Source organism: Stenotrophomonas sp. 115C5 (genome assembly GCF_056861055.1).
The window spans coordinates 46,145-71,835 of record NZ_JBSPUQ010000010.1 but is presented as its reverse complement, the minus strand read 5'-3'; the positions used below and the strand labels follow the sequence as shown (position 1 = coordinate 71,835).

Below are 25,691 nucleotides of genomic sequence, written 5' to 3'. Positions count from 1 at the left end.
CTCACTCGTCTGCATTGGCATTGGCGTCGTCGTCGTTGTCGTCGAACTCGCTGCTGAACTGCAGCGGGGCGTTGGTGTTGCCGGCGGCCAGCGATTTCACGTAGATCGGCGCCAGCGGTTCTTCCTGGACGATGTCCAGCAGCTGTTCCTTGGCCAGTTCCAGCACCGCCAGGAACGTGACCAGCACACCCAGCTTGCCTTCTTCAGCAGTGAACAACCCTTCAAAACGATAGAACTTGCCATCTTCCAGGCGTCCCAGCACTTCGCCCATGCGTTGCCGGACGCTCAGTGCCTCACGCTTGATGGCGTGGCCGCTGAACAGCTCGGCGCGCTTGAGCACGTCGTGCAGGGCCAGCAGCATTTCCTTCAGGTCCACCGGCGGCGGCAGCTTCACCGTGGCGCGTTCGGGCATGAAGGCGTGTGCCAGGCTGGTATCGCGGTCCTGGCGGGGCAGGGCGTCGATGTCCTCGGCGGCCTGCTTGAAGCGTTCATACTCCTGCAGCCGGCGCACCAGCTCGGCGCGCGGGTCGGCCTCATCGCCTTCCTCGCTGACCGGGCGCGGCAGCAGCATCCGCGACTTCACTTCGGCCAGAATCGCCGCCATCACCAGGTACTCGGCGGCCAGCTCGAAGCGCAGCTCGCGCATCACGGTGATGTATTCCACATACTGCCGGGTGATCTCGGCCACGGGAATGTCCAGCACGTCCAGGTTCTGCCGGCGGATCAGGTACAGCAGCAGGTCCAGCGGGCCTTCGAAGGCATCCAGGATGACTTCCAGCGCGTCCGGCGGGATGTACAGGTCCTGCGGAATCTGCAGGACCGGTTGCCCATGCACCACGGCCAGCGGCATTTCCTGCTGCTGTGGGGCGGGCGGCCGGGTTGGCGGGTTCGCGTCGAGCGCGAGTTCGGAAGTCATCTAATGGACATCAGGATTGCAACGGACCAGTCGCGGCACCGGGTTCGCCGGGCCAACGCCACGGAGCCCCAGGGCACCAGACACGCCGGGATCGGCGCGATTCCACACATATCAAACAGCAGGACGCGCCGCAGGAAACGGCGGCGACGGAACTACGGGGAGGTCGTCTACGTGGCCCGGCCAGGTTGACCGGTTTGAAGCAGCGGGACGGTCGTCGGGGGCTGCGTTGGCCGCAAAAACCGACGGGCTGCTGCATCCAGCCACGTGCAATGGAGTCTAGGGTAAGCCTTTGTTGCGCCAGTGTCCAGCCGGGCCGGGGCAGGGGCCGCATTGGCTAGAATCTGCGGACCCGACAACGCAAGCGAGGAAATGCCGGTGTGGTATGTGATCGAAGGGTATGACGGCCAGGATGTGCTGGCGCAGCGGCTGCAGGCGCGGCCGGAACACCTGGCGCGGTTGCACGCGCTGCGCGACGAGGGACGCCTGCTGCTGGCCGGCCCGTGCCCGGCGGTGGACAGTGAAGACCCGGGCCCGGCCGGTTTCAGCGGTTCGGTGGTGATCGCGCAGTTCGAGTCGCTGCTGCAGGCCCAGGCCTGGGCCGACGCCGACCCGTACGTGGCGGCCGGCGTCTACACCCGCGTGCAGGTGCGACCGTTCCGCAAGGTGTTGCCGTGAACGCGGAACGGATCTCGCGAATGCGTGATGCGCTGCAGCATGCACTGGCGCCGAGCGTGCTCGAGATCGAAGACGACAGCCATCGCCACGCCGGCCATGCCGGTGCGCGCGATGGCCGCGGCCATTTCAACGTGCATGTGGTCAGTGAACGCTTCGCCGGACTGGGCCCGCTGGCCCGGCATCGCGCGGTGTACGCCGCGCTGGGGACGATGATGGAGACCGATATCCACGCGTTGTCCATCCGCGCGCAGACCCCGTCAGAACAGGGCTGAGCCCTTGTCCCACGCTGTCCTGGCGGGTCCCTGCGGGGGCTCGCTGCAGACAGATTTCCATGTCCATTTCGGGACATTCGCCTAACGGACTGTTTACAAGCCCAGATGGAAACGCTTACATTCCGCGCCAATGCTGGTAGGTCCAAGCCGTGGAGGGCGGCTTCGTGAACAAGGCAGCTATCACAATCAAAGACGTCGCACGCGAAGCCCGGGTCTCCGTGGCCACGGTTTCCCGCGCGCTCAACGGGCATGAAAATGTCGCCGAACCGGTCCGCCAGCTTGTGCTGGAGGTGGCCGCACGGCTGCGTTACACCCCGCACGCCGCCGCCCGCAGCCTGAGCAGCCGCCGCACCAATACGGTGGGCGTGGTGCTGCCGGACCTGTACGGCGAATTCTTCTCCGAACTGATGCGTGGCATCGACAATGTCGCCCGTAGCCGCCGCCAGCACCTGCTGGTGTCCAGCTACCACGGTGACCAGGAGCAGCAGGGTGCGGCCCTGCGCGCCATGCGCGGCCGCGTCGATGGCCTGCTGGTGCTCTCGCCCTATGCCGAGAGCCCCGGTTTCCTGACCGACAACCTGCCGCAGTCGCTGCCGACGGTGTTGATCAACACCTATCTGCCCGGGCAGGACCACCCGGTGCTGAGCATCGATGACCACGCCGGTGCGATGGCGATGACCCGCCATCTGCTCGACGCTGGCCACCGTCGCATCGCTTTCATTTCTGGCCCGGATCTCAACTTCGACGCGCGCGAGCGCCTGCGCGGCTTCCGTGACGCGCTGGCGGCTTTTGGCGGTGGCGCCGAGGGCATCGAGCTGCCCGGTGATTTCGACGAAGCTTCCGGCCATCGCGCCGGTCAGGAGTTGCTGGCAGCCGGAGCGCTGCCTGATGCCGTGTTCGCCGCCAACGACATGATGGCCCTGGGATGCCTGTACGCGTTCACGCAGGCCGGTGTCCGTGTTCCGACCGATGTCGCCCTGGCGGGCTTCGATGACATTCCACTGGCGCGTTTCGTCCACCCGTCGCTGACCACCATGCAGGTCAGCATCGCCGAGCTCGGCGACCGGGCCATGACGCGCCTGCTGCAGTTGATGGACGGCACCTCCACGGATGGGACAGGGGACAAGCAGACCCTGGTTCCCCGCTTGATAGTTCGCGATTCCACTACTCCGCCATCGGGCCATTGAAGCCAGAGGCGTTCCTTCTTTTTTGATTGATCGCAGGGACCGCGCGAGCGGTTACCGTCACCCGGAGATTGAGTTGATGATGCACACCACCTTCCGCACGCCGGCGCGCCGGCTGCTGAGCACCGCACTGGTCAGCTGCCTGATGCTGGCCGCCGCCCCGAACGTCATGGCGCAGTCGGCCAATGCCAGCCTGCGCGGCCAGGTGTCCGGCGCCCAGGCCGGCGCCGAAGTCACCGCCACCAACGTCGCCACCGGTACCGTCCGTCGCGGCACCGTCCGTGCCGATGGCAGCTACACGCTGATGGGCCTGGACCCGGGCACCTACGACGTGGTCGCCAACGGCCAGTCGCAGAAGGTCACCGTCACCGTGGCCTCGACCGCTACGCTGAACTTTGCCGGCGCTGCCAGCAGCACCCCGGGTTCGACCGCGGCCACCAACCTGGACACCGTCAACGTCGTCGCGCCGACCCTGCTGCAGGAAGTGCGCACGTCCGAAGTCGGCAAGACCGTCAGCCTGCAGCAGATCCAGACCACCCCGCAGGTCTCGCGCAATTTCCTGGAGTTCGCCGACGCGGTGCCGGGCATGATCTTCACCCGCGATGCCAAGGGCAACACCTCGCTGCGTGGCGGTGCCACCAACTCCGATGGCACCAACGTCTACATCGACGGCGTGGGCCAGAAGAGCTACGTCAAGGGTGGCGGCATTTCCGGCCAGTCCGGCAGCGCGGGTAATCCGTTCCCGCAGCTGGCCATCGGTGAGTACAAGGTCATCACCGGCAACTACAAGGCCGAGTACGGCCAGGTGTCCAGCGCCGCGATCACCGCCGCGACCAAGTCCGGTACCAACGAGTTCAAGGGTGAGACCTTCTACCGTTATACCAACGAAAGCATGCGTGCGATGACCCCGGCCGAACGCCAGCCGGGCAAGAGCAAGGAAGACTCGGCCGAGAAGGAGTACGGCTTCGCGCTGGGTGGCCCGATCATCAAGGACAAGGCCCACTTCTTCGTCACCTATGAAGCCAAGCGCTTCGACCTGCCAGTGACCATCGCGCCGGACGGTGCAGTGAGCTCGGCGGCCGCCAAACTGCCTGCCGATGGTCTCGCGGGTCTCGGCCCGGCCAGCCAGCCGTTCCAGCAGGACCTGATCTTCGCCAAGATCGACTTCGAGCCGACCGACAACGATCGTATCGAACTGACCTTCCAGGACCGCGACGAAACCCAGCAGCAGTTCAGTGACCAGACCGCCAAGGTGCACGGCAAGGTGGTGGACAACACCGACCGCCGCTACGCCCTGCGCTGGAACCACAGCGGCGAGCGGTTCTACAACGAGCTGATGGTCACCCATGAGGAGGCGTTCAACAATCCGCTGCCGCTGACCTACGGCAACGGTATCGTCTACACCGCGCCGGACTTTGGTGACAAGAACCGGAACACCCCGCAGGAAAAGACCCTCGTCCAGATCGGCGCAGCCGATGCGTTCGCCTCGCAGGTGAAGGGCCAGAAGGGCTGGGCGATCGAGGACAACCTGACCCTGGACGGCCTGCAGTGGGCCGGCGACCACACCATCAAGATGGGTGCCAAGTACAAGCAGATTGATCTGTACGCCTCGGATGCGGCGCAGATCAATCCGCAGTTCTTCTACACCATCGACAACCCTGCCTTCTCCTCCGGCACCCCCTACAAGGCTCAGTTCACCAAGGCCAGTACTGGTGTCACCGGCGTGCAGTCCGAGGTGCGCGCCAAGGTCAAGCAGATTGGTCTGTTCATCCAGGATGACTGGCAGGTCAACGATCATCTGCAGCTGAACATCGGCCTGCGCTGGGATTACGAAAAGAACCCGGTCTATACCGATTTCGTGACCCCGCCAGAGGTTGTGAACGCATTGTTCTCGCAGGACAGGCATGCGCCTCCGGGCCAGACCTATGCGCAGACGCTGGCGCTCAGTGGTTTGAACGTCAACGACTACATCAGCACCGGCCACAATCGCAAGAATTTCAAGAATGCCTGGCAGCCGCGCCTGGGCTTCTCGTATGACGTAAACGCCGATGAGCAGCACGTGTTCCATGGTGGTGCCGGCCGGTCCTATGATCGCGACCTGTTCGACAACCTGGCACTGGAAACCACGAAGCTGGCACTGCCGCAGCCGACCGTGTTCTTCCGCAACCCGGCCACCGGCAGCTGCATGTACGGGCAGACCCCGTGCTTTGACTGGAATCCGAACCTGATGAACGGCATCGAGAACGTGCAGGCACTGCTGGGTTCCACCAGCAATGAAGGCATGGAAGTCGATCTGCTGAATAACAACATGAAGGTGCCGTACTCCGACCAGTTCAGCCTCGGCATGAGCAACCAGATCGGCGAGTGGCTGACCGATGCCACGATTTCACGCACGCTGACCTACGATGGCTTCGCCTACACGTTGGGCAACCGTTTCAACAACGGCAATTTCTTCGATAACCAGATGCTGTGCGGCGCTGACGAGCCGACCTACGGGCAGCCGTGGGGCTGCAGCATTCCGGGCTTCGGCAGCCTGATCATCGGCCAGCAGGGCATCAAGACCCGCTCCACCCAGATCCTGCTGTCGGCGCAGAAGCCGTACAGCAAGGAGAGCGGCTGGGGCACCTCGATCGCCTATACCTGGACCAATGCACGCCACAACCGCAATATCAACGAGCACTATTCGTTCGATCGCGGCACCATCGGTGAGTATCCGACCATCAAGTCCAACGGCGCGCCGCGTCACCGCTTGGTGGTCACCGGCTCGTATGACGGTTTCTGGGGCATCACTTTCGGTGGCAAGCTGACCCTGGCCACGCCGACCCCGGGTAACGACTGGTCCTGCATCGCGCAGGCCGGCAACTCGAACTGCATGCCGACCCCGGCTGCCGGTACACCGTCGGGCAATGGCCACTTCCTGCTCGGCGGCAAGATCTTCGGCTACCGCTCGTTGGATCTGCAGGCGACCAAGACCTTCAAGCTGGCCGGCGATACCGAGCTGTATGCTCGCATCGACATCATCAACGTGCTCAACTTCGACAACTTCTCCAAGCTGAACTACGTGAAGAGCGACGGCAAGCTGCTGGTCAGCTACAACGAGACCGGCGACATCATTGGTACTCCGCGCCAGATCAAGGCCGAAGTGGGCTTCCGCTTCTAAGCGGAACCGCCTGATGCAGCACCCCGATGCCGCCGTTCCGCCGGCGGCATCGGCTGCTTGAAAGCGGCAATGGCCGGCCCCGTGCCGGTCCATTGCCCATGCCGCTGCCGGCCAGGGGGCAGCGGCATGGGCAATGATCGCGGTGTCAAACCACGTTTTTCGTGGTTTTTTCAGAACGCATCTTGTAAACGATTTCAGATCATTGGACGGTATGCTTTCCCATCGATCAGACCACCGGAGAAATCGCGCCATGCAGGCACGCCATCTGTTGTCCGCCGCAGCGTTGAGCCTGGCCGTGGCCGCCTGCCAGCCGGCCCAGCAGGAACCTGCCAAGCCGCGGCCGCCGGTGATCCTGATCGAGGCCGATGCACCGCCGCGGCCGATGAAGCCGGTGCTGCCGCCGCTGTTCGATGACATCGAGCGTCGTACCTTCCAGTTCTTCTGGGATACCACCAACGAGATCAACGGTCTGACCCCGGACCGCTATCCGTCGCGGCCGTTCGCCAGCATCGCCTCGGTCGGCTTCGCGCTGACCGCCTATCCGATCGGCATCGAGAACGGCTGGGTCAGCCGCAACCAGGCGATCGACCGCACCCTGACCACGCTGAAGTTCTTCCGCGACGTGCCGATGGGCCCGCAGCGCACCGGCAAGGCCGGCTACAAGGGCTTCTACTACCACTTCCTGGACATGCAGGAAGGGCGTCGCTACGACAGCTGGGTTGAACTGTCCTCGGTGGATACCGCGCTGCTGATGATGGGCGTGCTGTTCGCGCAGTCGTACTACGACGGCGACGATCCGCGGGAGAAGGAGATCCGCCAGATCGCCGACACGTTGTACAAGAAGGTCGACTGGCCCTGGCTGCAGCAGCGTACACCGCTGATCTCGATGGGCTGGTTCCCCGAGAGCGGCTTCATCGACCACGACTGGATGGGCTACAACGAGGCGATGATGGTCTACATCCTTGCCCTGGGCTCGCCGACGCACCCGGTCAGCCCGGATGCGTGGACGGTGTGGACGCGTACCTATGACAACGACTGGGGCGTCTACCAGGGCCAGGAATACCTGTCCTTCGGCCCGTTGTTCGGCCACCAGTACAGCCACGTCTGGATCGACTTCCGCGACATCCAGGACGCGTACATGCGCGAGCGCGGCAGCACCTACTTCCTCAACAGCCGCTCGGCCGCACTGGCCCAGCGCGAGTACGCCATCGCCAACCCGATGCAGTGGAAGGAGTATGGCGAGAATGTGTGGGGTTTGACCGCCAGCGACGGACCACAGAACACCACCCAGGACTATCGCGGCGAGCAGCGCCAGTTCCGCCATTACTCCTCGCGCGGCGCCGGCCTGCGCGAGAACTTCGATGACGGCACCATCGCTCCCACCGCTGCGATCGCGTCGGTGGTGTTCGCCCCCGAGCAGGTGATCCCGGCCACGCTGGAGATGCACAAGCGCTTTGGCGATTACATCTATTCCAGCTACGGCTTCCTGGATTCGTTCAACCCCAGCTTCAACTACGACATCCCGATCAAGACCGGCCGCCTGGTGCCGGATCGCGGTTGGGTCGCCAGCGACTACATCGCCATCGACCAGGGCCCGATCCTGACCATGATCGCCAACTACCGCGATGACTTCGTCTGGGAAGTGATGAAGAAGAACCCGTACATCCGCAAGGGCCTGGAACGGGCCGGGTTCAGTGGTGGCTGGCTGGCACCGGAAGGTTCGTTCCAGCCGCTGGAACTGCAGAAAGACGAAAAGGCCGCGGCGGCACGCGCGGTGGGTATCGCCGAATCACGCGCGGCTGCCGCGCAGGAACAGAAGAACAATGCCAACCGCACCACAGGCCAGGGCAAGTAACCCGATGCCGAACTGGATCGACCGCCTGCGCCGCTGGGCGCTGCCTGCCCTGGCCGCATTGGCCGTGGCCGGCTGCGCCCGTACCGATCCGGGCACCACCACCGTACGTTTCTGGGCGATGGGCCGCGAGGCGGAGGTGGTCAGCGAGCTGATCCATGAGTTCGAGGCCGAGAATCCGGGCATCAAGGTGGATGTGCAGAACATCCCGTGGACTGCCGCGCACGAGAAGCTGCTGACCGCGTTCGCCGCCGACGGTCTGCCAGACGTGTGCCAGCTGGGCAACACCTGGGTGCCGGAGTTCGCCGAACTCGACGCGCTGACGCCGCTGCAGCCGTTCGTGCAGCGTTCGGCCGTGGTCGACCCGAAGGACTACTTCCAGGGTATCTGGGATACCAACGTGATCCACGGCGAGCTGGTGGGCGTGCCGTGGTACGTCGATACCCGCCTGATCTACTACCGCAAGGACCTGCTGGCCAAGGCCGGTTACGACCACCCGCCGCGCACGTGGCAGGAGTGGGACGAACAGATGGCGGCGATCAAGCGCATGCAGGGCCCGAACCGCTATGCGGTGCTGATGCCGATCAACGAGTTCGAGCAGCAGCTGTCGCTGGCGCTGCAGCAGCCCGATCCGCTGCTGCGTGACGATGACACCCGCGGCAATTTCGCCAGCCCGGGGTTCCGCCGCACGCTGGCCTTCTACGCCAACATGTTCGAGCAGGGCTGGGCGCCGAAGATGTCCGAGACGCAGATCTCCAACGTCTGGGACGAGTTTTTCCGTGGCTTCAATGTGTTCTACATCTCCGGCCCCTGGAACATCCGCGAGTTCAAGAAGCTGCAGCCCAAGGAGCTGGAAGGGCAGTGGGGCACCGCCGCGCTGCCGGGGCCGGACGGTCCGGGCGCGGGCATCGCCGGTGGCACCAGCCTGGTGATCTTCCGCAAGTCGCAGCAGAAGGAGGCGTCCTGGAAGCTGATTGAATTCCTGTCGCGCCCGGAAATCCAGGCCCGCTTCCATTCGATCATCGGCGACCTGCCGCCGCGCCGCAGTACCTGGAACGCGCCGTCGTTGGCCAACGATCCGCTGGCCGCTGCGTTCCGTGACCAGCTGGAGCGGGTCAAGCCGACGCCGAAGGTGCTTGAGTGGGAGCGTATCGTGCAGGAAATGCGCATCGTCACCGAGAAGGTGGTGCGTGGTGGCCTGGCGCAGGACAAGGCCGTGGAAGAGCTGGACCAGCGCGTGGACAAGGTGCTGGCCAAGCGCCGCTGGATGCATGAACAACAACGCCTGCAGCAGCGCGTGCCGTCGCCGCAATCGAGCAGTGCCGTGGCCGCCGGGAGCGCGCAATGAAACGTACTTCACTTGCCGGCTGGATCTTTGCCGGTCCCTCGCTGATCGTGCTGGGCATGTTCTTCGGCCTACCGGTCGCCTCGGCGCTGGCGCTGAGCGTGACCGACTTCGACCTGTATGCCCTGGCTGACGGCGGCAACCTGCGCTTCGTCGGCCTCGGCAACTACATCGACCTGCTGCAGACGCCGATGTTCTGGAAGTCGCTGTGGAACACCACCTACTTCGTGTTGATCGGCGTGCCGTTGTCGATTGGCGTGTCGCTGGGTGCGGCGATGCTGCTGAATGCACCGGCCGCACGCTTCAAGGCGCTGTTCCGCACCGCGCTGTTCGCGCCGGTGGTGACCACGCTGGTGGCGGTGGCGGTGATCTGGCGCTACCTGTTCCACACCAGCTACGGCCTGGTGAACTACGGCCTGGGCCATCTGGGCATCAGCCCGATCGACTGGCTGGGCGATCCCAACTGGGCGATGCCGACCATCATGCTGTTCGCGGTGTGGAAGAACTTCGGCTACAACATGGTGATCTTCCTGGCCGGCCTGCAGGCCATCCCGCATGACCTGTACGAGGCTGCCCGTATCGACGGTGCCTCGCGCTGGAAGCAGTTCCTGCACATCACCCTGCCGATGCTCGGCCCGGTGCTGCTGGTGGTCGGCGTGATCACCGTGTCGGGCTACTTCCAGCTGTTCGCCGAACCGTACGTGATGACCCGCGGCGACCCACTGCAGAGCACCGTCAGCGTGCTGTATTTCATGTTCGAGGAAGGCTTCAAGTGGTGGAACCTGGGGCGCGCCTCCGCGGTGGCGTTCCTGCTGTTCCTGATCATCCTGGCGGTGACCACCGTGATGCTGCGTTTTGGCCGCAAGAGGCAGTTGGTATGAGTCGTGAAATCGGCCAGTCGCGCTGGTACCCGTGGTTGATCAATGGTGCGTTGCTGGTGCTGGCCCTGGTCAGCCTGGCACCGCTGCTGTGGATGCTCTCGGTCTCGTTCATGCCGCAGGGCGAGGCGACCCACTTCCCGCCGCCGCTGCTGCCATCGAGCATCACCACGCGCAACTACCATGAGTTGTTCGCGCGCACCGGCATGGGCGGCAACTTCGCCAACAGCCTGCTGGTGTCGGTCGGCATCACCCTGGGTTCGCTGCTGCTCAACACGATGGCCGGCTATGCCTTCGCCAAGCTGAATTTCGTCGGCCGCGAGCGCCTGTTCCAGGTGCTGATGGCGGCGCTGGTGATTCCGGCGCAGGTGGCGATGCTACCGCTGTTCCTGCTGATGAAGCAGCTGGGCCTGGTCAACAGCTTCGGTGGCGTGATCGTGCCGGCGCTGGCCAGCGTGTTCGGCATTTTCCTGGTGCGCCAGTACGCGCGTTCGATTCCGGACGAACTGCTGGAAGCGGCCCGCATCGACGGGGCAGGGGAGCTGCGCATCTTCTTCCAGATCGTGCTGCCGATGCTCAAGCCGGTGCTGGTGACCCTGGCGATCTTCACCTTCATGGGTGCATGGAACGATTTCATGTGGCCGTTGATCGTGTTGACCGATCAGGAGCACTACACTTTGCCGGTGGCGCTGGCCACCCTCTCGCGCGAGCACATCATGGACGTGGAAATGATGATGGCCGGCGCGGTGGTCACCGTGGTTCCGGTGCTGGCGCTGTTCCTGGTGCTGCAGCGGTACTACATCCAAGGTCTGTTGCTGGGGAGCGTCAAGGGATGAAGCGAGCGATCGCCGTTGGACTGGGCCTGTTGTGGACCTCCCTGGCGATCGCCGCGCCACCGGCGCTGCCGGCACCGAAGGTGCTGGACGACTTCGACGACATCGCCGCCTGGAAGCTGGTGCTGTCCGACCAGGTCAGCGGTTCGCTGCGGCCGGTCAGCGGCGCCGGAGGTGGCCGCGCGTTGTGCCTGGACTATGACTTCCACGATGTCTCCGGCTACGTCGGCATCCGCCGCGCGCTGGATATCGAATACCCGGTCAATTACCGCTTCGGTTTCCAGCTGCGCGGCGAATCGCCGGGCAACGACCTGCAGTTCAAGCTGATCGATGCCAGCGGCGACAACGTCTGGTGGGTCAACCGGCCCGGCTACAGCTTCCCCAAGGCGTGGACGCCGGTCGAGTACCGCCGCCGCCAGATCGACAAGGCGTGGGGTCCCTCGCCCGAGAAGGAAATGGCACGCAGTGCTGCGGTCGAGTTCACGATCTACAGCAAGGTCGGCGGCCGCGGCACGGTGTGCTTCGACAAGCTGACCCTTCAGGGCCTGCCAGCACAGGATGACTCGGCGCTGGTGCCGTCGGTGATTGCCGATACCGCCACCGCGCTGCAGGACCGCATGATCGACGGCAAGAGCGATACGTTCTGGATCAGTGGTGGCGTCAAGCAGCAGACCATCAGCCTGGACCTGCACAAGAGCCGCGAGATCGGCGGTGCGGTGATCGACTGGCTGCCGAATCTGGAAGCCCGCCGCTATACCGTACGCACCTCCGAGGATGGCCGTGACTGGCGCACCGTGCGTGAAGTGACCAGCGGTGCCGGTGGTCGCGACTGGCTGGCGCTGCCGGACACCGATGCGCGCTACCTGCGCTTCGATCTGCAGGACGGCCCGAACTGGCGCTATGGCATCCGTGACATCACGCTCAAGACACTGGCCTTTGCCGCCACCCCGAACGCTTTCCTGTCCTCGGTCGCCGCCGACCTGCCACGCGGCTCGCTGCCACGTGCCTACGTGGGCGAGCAGCCGTACTGGACCCTGCTCGGCCTCGATGGCGGCCAGGAACAGGCGCTGATCAGCGAGGACGGCGCACTGGAGCCGGCCAAGGGCAGCTTCAGCATCGAACCGTTCATCCGCCTCGATGGCAAGCTGCTGGACTGGTCGAAGGTGGCCATCACCCAGTCGCTGCAGGATCATTACCTGCCGATCGCCAACGTCGATTGGGTGCATGAAAAAGTCGGCCTGGCGGTGACCGGCTTCGTGCAGGGCACGCCGGAGCGTGCGCAGCTGATCGGCCGCTACCGGCTGAGCAATCCGGACAAGGTCGCACACGAATACACCCTGGCACTGGCGATCCGTCCGTGGCAGGTCAATCCGCCCACGCAGTTCCTCAACACCGTCGGTGGCTTCAGCCGCATCGATGCACTGGATGTGGGCGAGCAGCTGGTGCGGGTCAACGGTGAGCCGCGCATCTACCCGCTGCAGGTGCCGGACGCGCGCTTTGCCAGTACGTTCGATGGCAAGCTCGATGCGATGCATCTGGAAAGCGGCACGTATCCGGCGACCACGGCGGTGAAGGACAGCACCGGCATGGCGTCGGGTGCGCTGATGTACACGATCAAGCTGGAGCCCGGCCAGAGCCGTGAAGTGGCGGTGGTGCTGCCACAGACCGGTGGCTGGGCGCCGCAGGCGCTGGACGTGGCCAAGGCGCAGGCGCAGGTGGCCGAACAATGGCGCAAGAAGCTGGGCGTGGTCTCGCTGCAGGTGCCCGCTGCAGGCCAACCGCTGGTCGACACCCTGCGCACGGCGGTCGCGCACATGCTGATCTCGCGGGTCGGGCCGCGGCTGCAGCCGGGCACGCGTTCGTATGCGCGCAGCTGGATCCGCGATGGCGCGATGATTTCCGAAGGCCTGCTGCGCATGGGCCGCAGCGATGCGGTGCGCGATTACATCAACTGGTATGCGCCGTACCAGTTCGAGAACGGCAAGGTGCCGTGCTGCGTCGATGCGCGCGGCAGTGATCCGGTGCCGGAGAACGACAGCCATGGCGAGCTGATCTACAGCATCGCCGAGTATGGGCGTTACACCGGCGACAGCACCTTCACCGAGCTGATGTGGCCGCACGTGCAGGGTGCTTACACCTACATGGAGCAGTTGCGCGCCAGCGAGCGCACCGAAGAGAACCGCGCGCGCAACCCGGCGTTCTACGGGATGATGCCGGCCTCGATCAGCCACGAAGGCTATTCGGCCAAGCCGATGCACTCGTACTGGGACAACTTCTGGGCGTTGCGCGGCTACAAGGACGCGGCGCTGCTGGCGACCCAGCTGGGCAAGGTCGAGGCGATGCAGATTGCCGAATCGCGCGACCAGTTCCGGGATGACCTGCAGGCCTCGTTGCAGTCGGCGATGCAGCAGCACCGCATTGACTACCTGCCGGGCTCGGCCGAGCTGGGTGACTTCGACGCGACGTCGACCACCATCGCACTGGCCCCGGGCGGCGAGCAGGGCAGGCTGCCGCAGCAGGCACTGGAGGCGACCTTCGAACGCTACTGGAACGAGTTCGTCGCGCGGCGCGATGGCAAGCGCGAGTGGAAGGACTACACCCCGTACGAGTGGCGCAACGTGGCCGCGTTCGTGCGCCTGGGCTGGCGCGACCGCGCCTGGCAGGCCACCGAGTTCTTCTTCAAGGACCGCGCACCGCAGGCCTGGAACCAGTGGGCCGAAGTGGTCTCGCGCACGCCGCGCAAGCCGTTCTTCGTCGGTGACCTGCCGCATGCCTGGGTGGCCTCGGACTTCGTGCGCTCGGCCCTGGACATGTTCGCCTACAACCGTGACATGGACGATGCGCTGGTGCTGGCCGCCGGCGTACCGAGTGCGTGGCTGCAGGGCGAGGGTGTCGCGGTGCAGGGCTTGCGTACCCCACAGGGCCAGCTCAATTACCGCCTGCAGCGCAGCGACAAGCAGCTGGTGCTGGAGGTGCAGCCGGGCCTGGTGCCGCCGGTGGGGGGCGTGGTGCTGCCATGGCCGTACGCGGGTGATCCGGGCGAGGCGACGGTCAACGGCGAAGCCGCCGAGTGGATCAACAAGGAACTGCACGTGCACCAGCTGCCGGCGCGGATCGAGATCGAAGTGCCGAGCGCGGTGCGCCGCGCCGAGCGCAAGGGACAGTAACGATGAAGCAGCAGGGGGCGAGGGTGCGCACATCGGTGCGTGCCCTGGGGCTGGCCATTGCATTGGCATTGCCGGGCGCGGTGATGGCGGCCGAACCGGCTGCCACGACCGCGGCGCCCGACGTTGCCAGCGCGCCGGGCATGAGCATGGTCACCTTCAACCTGCATCATGACCGCGAAGACTGGCCGAGCCGGCGCCGCACCATCCTGGCCGAGCTCAAGCGCCTGCAGCCGGATGCAGTTGCCCTGCAGGAGGTGATCCAGCGCCGCAATGTGCGCAACCAGGCGCAATGGCTGGCCAGCCAACTCGGCTACAGGTACGTGTTCGTGTCCACCGATCCGGTTGGGGCGCCCAAGCGCTACGGCAATGCACTGCTGACCCGGCGGCCGATCCTCGCCCAGGGGGATCATCTGCTGCAGCCGTTGGACGACTACCGCACGGTTGCTCACCTGCGCATCGACGTCGACGGCACGCCGGTGAACGTCTACGCCACGCATCTGAACGAGCGCAGTGACGAGAGCGGGCAACGCATCCGCCGCAGCCAGGTCGAGGACCTGCTGCGCTTCATCACTGCAACGTCGGCCGGTGCTCCGGTGGTGATCGCCGGCGACTTCAATGCGCTGGTGGATGCTGGTGACCTGAGCGAGCTGCGCAGCCACTACGGCGACAGCTACGGCAGCGTGCACGTCAACACTGACCTGGCCGGGGTCAGCACGCTCAACCGCCACTATTACCAGGCGCCGTCGCGGATCGACCACATCTTCTTCCAGCAGGACGAGATGGTCGCGCGCGAGGCGAAGCTGCTGTTCGACCAGCCCGATGACAGCGGTCGCTGGGCATCCGATCACTACGGCGTGTGGGCCCGCCTGCAGTTCGCGCCGAAACCCTGACGGAGCACGCTCCTGGTAGGTGCCAACCTTGGTTGGCACGAACAACGGCACCGACCAAGGTCGGCAACCGCCACTGCGGTGCCCGTGCTGTCGGCGGCGTCCGTGTCCCTGCTTTGGTAGGTGCCAACCTTGGTCGGCACGGACGTATCCGCGTGCGTTGAATCAATGCCGCCGACCAAGGTCGGCAACCACCACGGCACGGCACAAACAAAAACGGCGGGGATCATTGATCCCCGCCGTTTCGATTTCATGCGATCAAAGAGCGATCAGTTCGCCGGCGGCGTGCGCTTGGCGGCCTCTTCGTCTTCTTCATCGGCCTTGGCTTCTGCAGCCTGGGCTGCGGCGTCGGCATGGCCATCGGCGACCGGGTCGATCGACGGCGTCACCACCGCTTCGGCGACCGGTGCAGCGGCTTCGATCGGCGCGGTTTCCACCGCCACCGGAGCAACCGGCTGTTCGGCGGCCACGACGGGCTCGACGACCGGCTTGGCTTCAACCACCGGCGCAGCCTCAACGGCCTCCGGATTGGCTTCGACCACCGGCGCGGCTACAACGATCTCCGGCTTCGCTTCAGCCACCGGAGCAGCCTCGACCGCCGCCGGCTTCGCTTCGATCACCGGAGCGGCTTCAACCATCGGAGCTGCTTCAACCGCGACCGGCTGTGCTTCGGTCACCGGCGCAATGGCTTCGATCACCGGCGCGGCAGCGGCTACCGGCTGGGCCGGGGTCGCAGCGTCGATGGCATCGAGCATGCTGGTCTGCACCGGCGAGGACACCGCTTCGGTCTTCGCAGCAGCTTCGACCGGGGCCTGCACTTCAGCCACGCCCGGGGCGGCGGCTTCGACCACGGCGCTGCTCACCACGGCAACCGGTGCGGCGGCAACGGCGGCGGCAGCACGGACCGGCTTCGCGGCGTCGGCAACGACCGGCTCGGCTTCGTCATCGAAGTCGAACTCCGGCTGCGAACGGGCCGGCTGCGCAACAGCGACCGGCGCAGTGCCAGCAGTACTGTCGACGTTCGGCTCGGCGCCGTCGGCGTCATCACCGTCATCACCCTCGTCCTGGTCATCACCCAGAGCGTCGCTGCCGGCGGCGTTCTCGGCGCCACCGCGACGACGACGACGGCCACCACGACGGCCACGACGACGGCGGGTCGCGCCTTCGCCTGCCTGCTCGCCATTGGCGTCGGTTGCGGCCTCTTCACCGGCAACGGCAACCACCTCGGCCTCGCTGGCAGCGTTGGCAGTGGTCTCGACCGGTACTGCGGCGTCCACAGGAGCGGCGGCCACCGGGGCAACCGGTGCAGTGGCTTCCTGCGCGGTCACCCCATTGGCGGCGACGGCGGTGGCGGCCACGGCTGCTGCGGCGGTCACGGCTTCGGCCGGTGCATCGGCGGCACCGCGCTGCGGCTTCTCGGCCGGCTTGTCACCGTCCTGCTGCTGCGGACGCGGCTGCTTGGGCTGCTTCAGCTTCGGCTGCTGCTGGTTCTGGTTCTGGCCCTGCTGCTCGTTGCGCGGCTTGTTCTGCTGCTGAGGCTGCTGCTGGCCATCCTTCTGCTGCGGCTCCTTCTGCTTGCCCTGCTGCGGCTGCTGCTGGGCATTGCCGTTGTTGCCGTTGCGGCCGTCCTTGCGCTGCTCACCGCGGTCCTTGCGGTTGCCGCCGTCCTTCTGCTGCTGCGCGTTGCCGTTGCCGCCGTTGCCACGATTGTCGTCGCGACGGTCCTTGCGGTCCTTGTTGCGATCCTTGTTGCGGTCCTTGCGGCCACCATCCTGCGACTGCCGCGCTGCCGGAGCAACCGGCGCCGGCGCGGGTGCCGGTTCGCCACCGAATACGCGCTTGAGCCAACCGATCACGCCGCCGCTCGGGGCCGGCGCCACCGGCGCTGCCGCGACCGGGGCCGGAGCAGCTGCGGCCGGCTCCACTTCCTCGCGCACCGGGGCGGGGGAGGTGTGCTTGACCTGGGTCACCGCCGGCGGCGGGATGTTCAGCTGGCCCTTGGTCAGGGCGTGCACCGGCAGCTTGCGCGGGGTGCCGCGCTGGTAGCTGGGCTTGTTGCTCTCTTCACCCAGCTCGTTCTCGCGCAGGCGGGTGACGGTGTAGTGCGGGGTGTGCAGCTGCTCGTCGGCGACGATCACGATCGGCGCCTCGTGGCGCTGCTCGATCTCGCGCAGGGCGCTGCGCTTTTCGTTCAACAGGTAATTGGCGATCTCCACCGGGGCCTGGACCAGCACCTGCCCGGTGTTCTCCTTCATCGCATGCTCTTCGGCGACGCGGATGATCGACAGCGACAGCGACTCGACGCTGCGCATGCGGCCGTGGCCGTCGCAACGCGGGCAGACGATCTGGCTGGACTCGCCCAGGCTCGGGCGCAGGCGCTGGCGGCTCATTTCAAGCAGGCCGAAGCGCGAGATGCGGCCGACCTGGACGCGGGCGCGGTCGTACTTCAGCGCGTTGGCGAGGCGGTTCTCGACCTCGCGCTGGTGCTTGTTGGAGGCCATGTCGATGAAGTCGATGACCACCAGGCCACCCAGGTCGCGCAGGCGCAGCTGGCGGGCCACTTCCTCGGCCGCTTCCAGGTTGGTCTGGAACGCGGTGTCCTCGATGTCGCTGCCCTTGGTGGCGCGCGAGGAGTTCACGTCGACGGCGGTCAACGCTTCGGTCTGGTCGACCACGATCGAGCCGCCCGACGGCAGGCGCACGTTGCGCTCGTAGGCGCCTTCGATCTGCGATTCGATCTGGAAGCGGTTGAACAGCGGGATGTCGTCCTTGTAATGCTTGAGCTTGCGCAGGGTCTGCGGCATCACCTGCTGCATGAACTCGCGGGCGTGCTCGTACATCTCCTCGGTGTCCACCAGGATCTCGCCGATGTCGGCGCGCAGGTAGTCACGCAGGGCGCGCACGATCAGGCGCGATTCCTGGTAGATCAGGAACGGGGCCGGCTTGCTCAGCGCGGCTTCGGCGATGGCACGCCAGACGTTGAGCAGGTAGTCCAGATCCCACTGCAGCTCTTCCGCATCGCGGCCGACGCCGGCGGTACGGATGATCACGCCCATTTCGTCAGGGATGTTCAGCTTGTCCAGGGCGTCCTTCAGGGCGGCCCGGTCTTCGCCCTCGATGCGACGGGAGACACCGCCGGCGCTGGGCGAGTTCGGCATCAGCACCATGTAACGGCCGGCCAGCGAGATGAACGTGGTCAGGGCGGCGCCCTTGTTGCCACGTTCTTCCTTGTCGACCTGGACAACGATCTCCTGGCCTTCCTTCAGCAGTTCGCGGATGCCGGCCTTGTTGTGGTCGACACCGGCCTGGAAGTAGTCGCGGGAGATTTCCTTCAGCGGCAGGAAGCCATGGCGGCCACCACCGTATTCAACGAAGGCCGCTTCCAGCGAGGGCTCGATGCGGAAGATCCGGCCCTTGTAGATGTTGGACTTCTTCTGTTCCTTCGACGGCTGTTCGATGTCGATGTCATACAACGACTGGCCATCCACGATGGCAACACGCAGCTCTTCGGCCTGCGTGGCGTTGATCAGCATTCGCTTCATTGTTGCGTTCCTCGCAAGCGGCTACCGCGCGGAACGCCATGGGGTTTCGCCTCTGGACACGGTTCGCCGCCCATTCGCGCAAGCGCGGGGAGGGCGGCTTGGGTTTCCAGCGCTACGACACCACGGCAGGCCGCGGGAGCGCTTCACTCTTATGGGTTTTGGGGTGTTACAGGCCGCAGGCAGCTGTCAGCCAGGCTGGAGCGCCACGCGGGACATGTTCAGCACGGTTGCGTGTCAGGCATCCGGCGATGGCCGGGAAGGCCGGTGAGCCGCTAACATGGCCGCCCCGCGGGCGGTGGTCGCGCACTGTGCCGGATTCGTCGGAAGCTGGGCTTCTGGCCCTGAGTAACTTCCAACGAAATCAATCCCTTATCTCGCCCCCCGAGTGTAACAGAATAAACAGCCTGATGACCGCCCAAGACCCGACCAAACCCGCCGGCGACAAGCCTTTCGTGCGCATGATCACCGTTCCCGCCGACCGCGCCGGCCAGCGCCTGGACAACTTCCTGCTCGGCCAGCTGAAGGGCGCCCCGCGCAGCCTGGTCTACAAGCTGGTACGCAGCGGCCAGGTGCGGGTGAACGGCGGCCGTGCCAAGGCCGAGCGCAAGCTGGAGGCGGGCGATGAGGTGCGCGTGCCGCCGGTTCGTCTCAGTGAAGGAGGAGACAAGGCCGGCCCGCCGGAGGCGTTCATGCGCCGCTTGGAGCAGGCCATCGTCTTCGAGGACGCCCGCCTGCTGGCCCTGAACAAGCCCACCGGCGTGGCCAGCCACGGCGGCAGCGGCATCAGCTTCGGCGCCATCGAGACCCTGCGCGCGCTGCGCCCGGGGCAGACCCTGGAACTGGTCCACCGGCTGGATCGCGACACCTCGGGCCTGCTGATCGTCGCCAAGAAGCGCTCGGCGCTGAGCGAACTGCAGGCGCTGCTGCGTGAAGACCACGGTGCCGGCATCCGCAAGCGCTACCTGACCCTGTTGGCCGGACGCATGCCCGACGGCGTGATGACGGTCGACGCGCCGCTGCACGTGGGCCTGCGCCAGGGCGGCGAGCGCCATGTGCAGGTGAACGCGATCGGCAAGGAATCGATCAGCCACTTCCGTGTGCTGGAGCGTCGCGGCGGCCATTCGTACTGTGAGGTGCGCATCGAGACCGGCCGTACCCACCAGATCCGCGTGCATGCCCAGCATCTGGGGCATCCAGTGGCCGGTGACGACAAATACGGCGATCCGGCGGTCAACAAGCGGCTTCGTGAGCAGATCGGCCTGAAACGCCTGTTCCTGCACGCGGCGTCGCTGGAGTTCGCGCTGGACGACGGCAAGAGCCCGTATGTGCTGAACGCGCCGCTGGCCGATGAGCTGGTTGAGGCGCTGGACCGGCTGCGCTGACGGCGGTTCGGCGGCGCCGGGTGCTTGGTCGGCGCCGTGGCTTCCCTGCGATGAGTGGGCTTGTCACTTTCTTTGCTCGTGCACCGCGCTGCAGGAGCAACGCGGAACGGCGCAGCCGGCCCGCAGGGTGGCGCACATGGATGTGTGCCATCAAGAAAGTAACCAAAGAAACACGCCGCCGTCCGCGAGCCGGCGCTGCGCGCCGGTACCCTGCACTCCTCGGTCCGCCGAGGGGCGGCGCGGAACTCGCTGCGCTCAGACACCCGCGCCTCTTCGCCCTCGCCGGACCTGCGGTGCTCGGCTCGCTACAAGGCGGACCCGGACATCCGCAGAGTAGGCCCGTGACCGCTCGATACTGTGGAATGCGCCAGCCGCGAGGGGGCTCAGCCCGTTGGCTGCAAACCCCTCACCACTTGAACAACACCAGGCTGATCGCCAGGGTGCCCATGCCGGCCACCAGGCCATACACGGTTTCGTGGCCCTTGGCATAACGCTTGGCCGCCGGCAGCAGCTCATCCAGCGCAAGGAACACCATCACGCCGGCGATCAGTCCGAACACCCAGCCAAACGTGGCGTGCGACAGCGATCCTGACAGCAGCCAGTAGCCCAGCGCCGCGCCCACCGGCTCGGCCAGGCCGGACAGCAGGCTGGCACTGAACGCATAGAACTTGTTCTGGGTGGCGAAGTACACCGGCACCGCGATCGCGATGCCCTCGGGAATGTTGTGGATGGCGATGGCGAAGGCCAGTGGCATGCCCACCGATGGGCTTTCCAGCGTCGCGAAGAAGGTCGCCAGCCCTTCCGGGAAATTGTGCGCGGTGATCGCGACCGAGGTCAGCAGCGCGACCCGCTTCAGGTACTCGCGGCTGTTCTCGCGGAACGCGGGGTCCTGCTTGTCCAGGCTGTCGTGCGGGTTGGGGATGAAGTGGTCGATCAGCACGATCACGATCACGCCCAGCAGGAAGGCCAGGGTGCCGTAGGTGAAGCCGGTGCGCTCGCCATAGGCCAGTGCGAACGAAGCAATGGACTTGTTGAGGATCTCCGACAGCGACACATAGACCATCGCGCCGCCAGCGAAGGCCAGGCCGAACGCCAGCAGGCGCGGGTTGGGGCGTCGTGAGAACAGCACCAGCAGGCTGCCGATGGCGGTGGCGAGGCCGGCCGCAAGAGTGACCGCCAGTGCGATCCAGATGTTTTCGGGAGGAATCTGCAACATGTACCGACGCGGTCCTGGTCAATAGACAACCGCCCCGGGCAAGGCCGGGGCGGCGAGGGCGAGGCGGGGGTCGGCTGGCCTCGTCGGGGCGCGGGCGATCAGCCGCCGCGGCGCAGGCGTTCTTCGATGGCGAAGCACTGGTCCGGCTTCGGCTGCGGCGGGTTGAAGCTGACCGGTACCTGGATGGTGGCCGGCACTGCAGCGCCGTTGCGGGTGGCAGCCTTGAACTGCCAGCCCTGCACGGCGGTCCTGGCCAGTTCGTCCAGCTGCGGGTTGCCGGCCCCGGTCAACAGCGCGACCTCGCTCGGCTTGCCGTCGGCGCCGATGGTCACCTTGAAGGTGCTGGTGCCGCCCACGCCCATGCAGGCCAGCTCAAGCGGGTACTGCGGCGGCGGCGTCTTCACCGCGGCCACTTCGGTCGGCGGCGGCGGTGGCGGTGCCGGTGGTTCGGACGGGCCACAGCCGGCCAGGCCGGTCGCAGCGATCAGGGACAGGCTCAGCAAACGTACGTTCATGGCAGTTGCTCCGTCAGGGCCGAAGTCTTTGCCGCGCAGATGAAGTCGTTCTCGCTCAGGCCGCCCACATCGTGGGTGGAGAAGCGCACGACCGCGCGGTCGTAGTGCACGCCCAGGTCCGGATGGTGGTCCTCGTGATGGGCGATCCAGGCCAGCGCGTTCACGAAGGCCATGGTGGCGTAGTAATCCTTGAAGCGGAAGGTGCGCGTCAGGGCCTGCCCGCCCTCGCTCAGCTCCCAGCCGGGAACCTGCGGCAGCAGTTCGGCCAGGCGGGCCTCGCCAAGCTTGTGGTCGCTGCCTTTGCGCGGCACGCAACGGGCCTGGGCCAGTGGAATCAGGTCGGCCATGGGAATCTCCACCTCGTGTTGACTGAACAATGCGCCGGACGGTGTATAAACCGAATGAGCGGCTGACGCTTACTTGGCTAGAATAGCCTGATGATCCAGATCTCCGACACTGCCCAGACCCATTTCCGCAAGCTGATCGAACGCGAGGGCGTGCCCGGCATGGGCGTGCGCCTGAGCGCGGTCGACCCCGGTACCCCGCGCGCCGATGCCCGGCTGGAATTCGCCGAACCGACCGACCTGCTCGGTGACGAGTGGGCGGTGGACTGCGATGGCTTCACCCTCTACGTCGATGCGAGCAGCGTCGGCTGGCTCGACGGTGCCGAGATCGACATCGTCGCCGGCACCGCCGGTACCCAGCAGCTGACCATCAAGGCACCGCGCATCAAGGGCGAGGCCCCCGGTGATGCCGCGTCGCTGGTCGAGCGCGTGCACTGGGTGGTGGAGAACGAAGTCAATCCGCAGCTGGCCTCGCACGGCGGCAAGGTGGCCGTGCAGGAAGTTTCGGCCGACGGCGTGGTGCTGCTGCGCTTCGGTGGTGGCTGCCAGGGCTGTGGCATGGCCGACGTGACGCTCAAGCAGGGTATCGAGAAGACCCTGATGGGCCGCGTGCCGGGCGTGACCGCCGTGCGCGACGCGACCGACCACGACAGCGGCCACGCGCCGTACATCCCGCGCGGCAACGTCGCCTGATCGCTGACGCGTGCCTCTGACCCGGGCCGAGCAACTCATCGAACTGCTGCTGGCCCGCCAGCAGCCACGCGCCGTCCTCGAGAAGTCCACGCGCCTGCCCTATGGCTGGGCGCTGTGGCTGCGCTCGCTGGGCCCGCTGCCGCGGCCCTTCCACGCCCGCGAAGTGATTGCAGTATTGCTGCCGCGCCCGCTGCCTGGACCGCCGGGTCAATCGCCCCGGCTGTCACCGTGGCAGTCGCTGCGCCGGTTGTTCTGGCAGGACTGGGACGCTGCGCCGCGCGATCAGCGCTGGATGCGCTGGACCTCGGCGTTTGCCAGCGCGCTGCTGCACCTGCTGTTCTTCATGCTGCTGCTGTGGGTTGCGGTGATCCGCACCACGGCACCGGAAGCAGAGGGCGCCGAAGGCGAGCGTGTGCAGGTGGAATTCGTCGGTCGCGCCAGCCAGGAAGGTGGTGGCGATCAGCCGGGTGCCGAAGCGGCTGCGGCTGCACCGGCGGGTCAGGTTGCCGCCGGCCAGGAAGCAGGGGCAGCGACGGCACCTGAGCCGCGTCCTGCGGCCGCGTCGGCGCCTGCGCCCGCACCGGCTCCAGCACCGACAGCCAGCGTGCCGTCGCCGCCGGCCGAAGCCGAGCCGGCCCCGCTTGCGGCCCCGCCACCCTCGCCGGTGCAGGCCACCGAAGTAGCGCAGGCCAGTACGGATTTCGTGGTACCGCCGGTCAGCGTGCCGCGCACCGAGGTCAGCATCGTGCCGCGCGACACCACGCCCACAGTGCGCGAGCGCAGCGTGCAGCCGGTGCAGGCGCCGCCAACCCCAACCGCACTGCGTGCGCCGGAGATAGCGGTGCGGGCGCCGCAGCTGCGTGACATCCAGGTGCAGGAGCGCGAGGTCAGTACGGTCGATGCACCGGCGGTGTCGCAGCCGCTGCGCACGGCCGATGTGCAGGTGCGCGTGCCGCAGCGCGACGTGCAGGTGCGCGAGCGTGAAGTGCAGGCGGTGGTCGATCCGCAGGTGCGGATGGCAACCGTTGCCGGTCGTGATCCGGCGGTGCGTGCGCCGGCGGGTCGTGACGTACAGGTGCGCGAGCGCGAAGTAGCCTCGGCACCGGCCGCAGCCCCTTCGTCTTCCAGTGGCAATGCACCCGCGGCAACACCCGCGCCGGCAGCCAATGGCAGCGCGACGCAGGCGAGCAGCAGCACTGCGCGGCCTGCTGCATCCAGCACGACCCCGGCTCAGGCTGGAGCGCGCCCGGCCCCCAATCCGGGCAACTGGGCCACGCCCGCCAAGGGTGATGACTGGGGTGCATCGAGCCGCAACGATGACGGCGCCGACAAGGGCGCCCGCCAGGCCAGCACCACCGGCAAGGGCAGTGGCCTGTTCAATGCCGATGGCAGCGTCCGCGTGCCGGGCCAGGAAGGCGAGGGTCGTGCCGAGCGCGGTGCGCCCGGTGGCGCCAACGATGGCTGGAGCAAGGAACGCATCGCGCAATCGGGCACCTGGTTGAAGCGACCGCCTTACGACTACACGCCCACTTCGTTCGACAAGTACTGGGTCCCTCAGGAATCGCTGCTGGCCGAGTGGGTGCGCAAGGGGGTCAAGGCAATGGAGATTCCGTTGCCGGGTACCAGTACGAAGATCTCCTGCGTGATCTCGATCCTGCAGGCCGGTGGTGGCTGCGGCCTGACCAATCCGAACATGCAGGACCAGCCGGCCGTGGCACGGCCGCCGCCGGACATCCCGTTCAAGAAGGAACTGCAGGAAGATAACGGGAGCCGCTAGCCAAGACCGGCGCGCCACACGCTGGCCGGCTCGCGCTTGGGTAGGTGCCAACCTTGGTTGGCACAGAGGCGCCGACCAAGGTCGGCCTCTACCAGGGCACTGACTTTACGCGCTCTGCGACAGGAACACCCAGAACGGCACGTCGCGGCCGACCCAGTCGCGGCTGGCTTCGTCCATCACGTCCAGCAGGGTGTTGAAATCCTTCTGCGTGGAGGCGCGCAACGTGTCCACGTCGGCCAGGAACAGCGCGTAGCCGTTGGCGGGCAGCCACTGCAGGTCGCGCAGGTTGTCCGACAGCGCATCCCAGTTGCCGCCGAAGCCGGCCGGGAAATCCAGTTGCGCGGCCAGCCGGGCGAGCAGGGTGCGCTTGTCGCCCACGCCTTCCAGATCGATGCGGATCACCTTCAGCCCGGCATCGCGCATCGCTGCGGCCAGTGCGCCGATGTCGTCGCTGTCGATGGCGTAGACGCCAGCATTGTTGATGTCATGCAGGCCGAGGCCGAAATCATCGTGGCTCATCACTGCGCTCCCTGGGCCGGTACGGTGAAGCTGCGGAACGATTCGTAGTGGTCGTCGGTGTAGTACCACGCCTCCGGCGGATCGCCGCCGGTGACGATGCGGCGCGTGCCACGGGTGCGCGCGCCGGGGGTATCGACGGTGTATTCGCGGTAGTAGCCGCGCGGGCGCTGCGGCAGCTGCTGCTCGCGGTTGCCGAACGTGCTGCCGTCCTGGCGGTGGGGGAACGGGCCGCCACGCTGGATCAGGGCGATGGTCTGCCGGGCTTCAGCGGGCAGGAACGCGGGAAGTCCGCTGTCCTTGCCGGGCGAGGCGGTGGCCGGCGCGCGCGCGGCAGGCGCACCCTGCAGGTCCGGCGCGAACTGCGGCGCCGGCGGGCGCTGCATGAAATGGTTGACGACCAAGCCCAGCAGTAGCAGGGCGATGGCGGTGATCAGCAGCCGGGGGTTGCGCATGGGCAAGGAGCGGGCGAGGGCAGTGCAGGCACTGTAGCGCCTGTGCGCTGCACGGTGCATGAGGATGGCATCGCGTCACTGC

General features: G+C 66.4%; 20 protein-coding genes. 13 read left to right on the top strand and 7 right to left on the bottom strand.

What is annotated here, in order from left to right; genetic code table 11:
• Nucleotide 1: 1 nt before the first annotated feature.
• Entirely contained in the window at nucleotides 2-916 is a 915-nt protein-coding gene (locus tag AC13FN_RS13300) for a segregation and condensation protein A (protein ID WP_049433688.1), read from the bottom strand.
• A gap of 375 nt (nucleotides 917-1,291) precedes the next feature.
• On the opposite strand from AC13FN_RS13300, the gene AC13FN_RS13295 reads away from it, so the two are divergent.
• From AC13FN_RS13295 to AC13FN_RS13250, 10 genes are all read left to right on the top strand, one after another.
• Nucleotides 1,292-1,591 carry a YciI family protein gene (locus AC13FN_RS13295; protein WP_032129789.1) on the top strand — a complete coding sequence of 100 codons (300 nt, stop codon included), beginning with the start codon at nucleotides 1,292-1,294 and terminating at the stop codon, nucleotides 1,589-1,591.
• Nucleotides 1,588-1,863, top strand: a complete 276-nt coding sequence (locus tag AC13FN_RS13290; protein ID WP_434060509.1) for a BolA family protein — start codon at nucleotides 1,588-1,590, stop codon at nucleotides 1,861-1,863. Before AC13FN_RS13295 ends, AC13FN_RS13290 begins: the two co-directional genes overlap by 4 nt.
• A gap of 149 nt (nucleotides 1,864-2,012) precedes the next feature.
• On the top strand, nucleotides 2,013-3,050 hold the full coding sequence (locus AC13FN_RS13285; RefSeq protein WP_032129774.1) for a LacI family DNA-binding transcriptional regulator: 1,038 nt from the start codon (nucleotides 2,013-2,015) through the stop codon (nucleotides 3,048-3,050).
• Between the two features lie 76 nt (nucleotides 3,051-3,126).
• Nucleotides 3,127-6,207, top strand: coding sequence for a TonB-dependent receptor (locus AC13FN_RS13280; RefSeq protein ID WP_049433689.1), 3,081 nt, complete (start codon nucleotides 3,127-3,129; stop codon nucleotides 6,205-6,207).
• 250 nt (nucleotides 6,208-6,457) lie between these two features.
• Entirely contained in the window at nucleotides 6,458-8,062 is a 1,605-nt protein-coding gene (locus AC13FN_RS13275) for a glucoamylase family protein (protein WP_049433690.1), read from the top strand.
• 4 nt (nucleotides 8,063-8,066) lie between these two features.
• Nucleotides 8,067-9,407 (top strand): sugar ABC transporter substrate-binding protein, encoded by a 1,341-nt coding sequence (locus AC13FN_RS13270; protein ID WP_049433691.1) that lies wholly within the window; start codon nucleotides 8,067-8,069, stop codon nucleotides 9,405-9,407.
• Complete coding sequence (locus AC13FN_RS13265) at nucleotides 9,404-10,285, top strand: carbohydrate ABC transporter permease (RefSeq protein WP_049433692.1); 882 nt, start codon at nucleotides 9,404-9,406, stop codon at nucleotides 10,283-10,285. Before AC13FN_RS13270 ends, AC13FN_RS13265 begins: the two co-directional genes overlap by 4 nt.
• Nucleotides 10,282-11,118 (top strand): carbohydrate ABC transporter permease, encoded by an 837-nt coding sequence (locus AC13FN_RS13260; RefSeq protein ID WP_006378064.1) that lies wholly within the window; start codon nucleotides 10,282-10,284, stop codon nucleotides 11,116-11,118. The genes AC13FN_RS13265 and AC13FN_RS13260 overlap by 4 nt, the downstream gene beginning before the upstream one ends.
• On the top strand, nucleotides 11,115-14,282 hold the full coding sequence (locus AC13FN_RS13255) for a discoidin domain-containing protein (RefSeq protein ID WP_054172166.1): 3,168 nt from the start codon (nucleotides 11,115-11,117) through the stop codon (nucleotides 14,280-14,282). Before AC13FN_RS13260 ends, AC13FN_RS13255 begins: the two co-directional genes overlap by 4 nt.
• A 2-nt stretch (nucleotides 14,283-14,284) precedes the next feature.
• Nucleotides 14,285-15,172, top strand: a complete 888-nt coding sequence (locus AC13FN_RS13250; protein ID WP_197644627.1) for an endonuclease/exonuclease/phosphatase family protein — start codon at nucleotides 14,285-14,287, stop codon at nucleotides 15,170-15,172.
• Nucleotides 15,173-15,438: 266 nt separating this feature from the next.
• On the opposite strand, the gene rne is transcribed toward AC13FN_RS13250, so the two are convergent.
• Nucleotides 15,439-18,711, bottom strand: a complete 3,273-nt coding sequence (gene rne / locus AC13FN_RS13245) for a ribonuclease E (RefSeq protein ID WP_217013779.1) — start codon at nucleotides 18,709-18,711, stop codon at nucleotides 15,439-15,441.
• 407 nt (nucleotides 18,712-19,118) lie between these two features.
• Between rne and AC13FN_RS13240 the strand changes: the two genes are divergently transcribed.
• Nucleotides 19,119-20,093 (top strand): RluA family pseudouridine synthase, encoded by a 975-nt coding sequence (locus AC13FN_RS13240; protein ID WP_482985025.1) that lies wholly within the window; start codon nucleotides 19,119-19,121, stop codon nucleotides 20,091-20,093.
• A 406-nt stretch (nucleotides 20,094-20,499) separates the two neighbouring features.
• On the opposite strand, the gene zupT is transcribed toward AC13FN_RS13240, so the two are convergent.
• The 3 genes from zupT to AC13FN_RS13225 form a co-directional block, all read right to left on the bottom strand.
• Nucleotides 20,500-21,309: a zinc transporter ZupT gene (gene zupT / locus AC13FN_RS13235; protein WP_010486740.1), complete on the bottom strand. Its 810-nt coding sequence runs from the start codon at nucleotides 21,307-21,309 to the stop codon at nucleotides 20,500-20,502.
• 98 nt (nucleotides 21,310-21,407) lie between these two features.
• Nucleotides 21,408-21,824 carry an energy transducer TonB gene (locus tag AC13FN_RS13230; protein ID WP_010486743.1) on the bottom strand — a complete coding sequence of 139 codons (417 nt, stop codon included), beginning with the start codon at nucleotides 21,822-21,824 and terminating at the stop codon, nucleotides 21,408-21,410.
• Entirely contained in the window at nucleotides 21,821-22,171 is a 351-nt protein-coding gene (locus AC13FN_RS13225; RefSeq protein ID WP_005417612.1) for a 4a-hydroxytetrahydrobiopterin dehydratase, read from the bottom strand. Before AC13FN_RS13225 ends, AC13FN_RS13230 begins: the two co-directional genes overlap by 4 nt.
• Before the next feature lie 90 nt (nucleotides 22,172-22,261).
• Between AC13FN_RS13225 and AC13FN_RS13220 the strand changes: the two genes are divergently transcribed.
• Together AC13FN_RS13220 and AC13FN_RS13215 are read left to right on the top strand one after the other, a co-directional pair.
• Nucleotides 22,262-22,861 carry an NfuA family Fe-S biogenesis protein gene (locus tag AC13FN_RS13220; RefSeq protein WP_010486746.1) on the top strand — a complete coding sequence of 200 codons (600 nt, stop codon included), beginning with the start codon at nucleotides 22,262-22,264 and terminating at the stop codon, nucleotides 22,859-22,861.
• A 10-nt stretch (nucleotides 22,862-22,871) separates the two neighbouring features.
• The gene (locus AC13FN_RS13215; protein WP_217013776.1) at nucleotides 22,872-24,638 is read left to right on the top strand and encodes a hypothetical protein; all 1,767 of its coding nucleotides are present in this window, start codon (nucleotides 22,872-22,874) and stop codon (nucleotides 24,636-24,638) included.
• A 105-nt stretch (nucleotides 24,639-24,743) separates the two neighbouring features.
• Here the strand turns inward: AC13FN_RS13215 and AC13FN_RS13210 are convergent, their stop codons facing one another.
• Together AC13FN_RS13210 and AC13FN_RS13205 are read right to left on the bottom strand one after the other, a co-directional pair.
• Complete coding sequence (locus AC13FN_RS13210; RefSeq protein WP_049434829.1) at nucleotides 24,744-25,157, bottom strand: barstar family protein; 414 nt, start codon at nucleotides 25,155-25,157, stop codon at nucleotides 24,744-24,746.
• Nucleotides 25,157-25,609, bottom strand: coding sequence for a guanyl-specific ribonuclease (locus AC13FN_RS13205; protein ID WP_043401539.1), 453 nt, complete (start codon nucleotides 25,607-25,609; stop codon nucleotides 25,157-25,159). Before AC13FN_RS13205 ends, AC13FN_RS13210 begins: the two co-directional genes overlap by 1 nt.
• Between the last annotated feature and the right edge of the window lie 82 nt (nucleotides 25,610-25,691).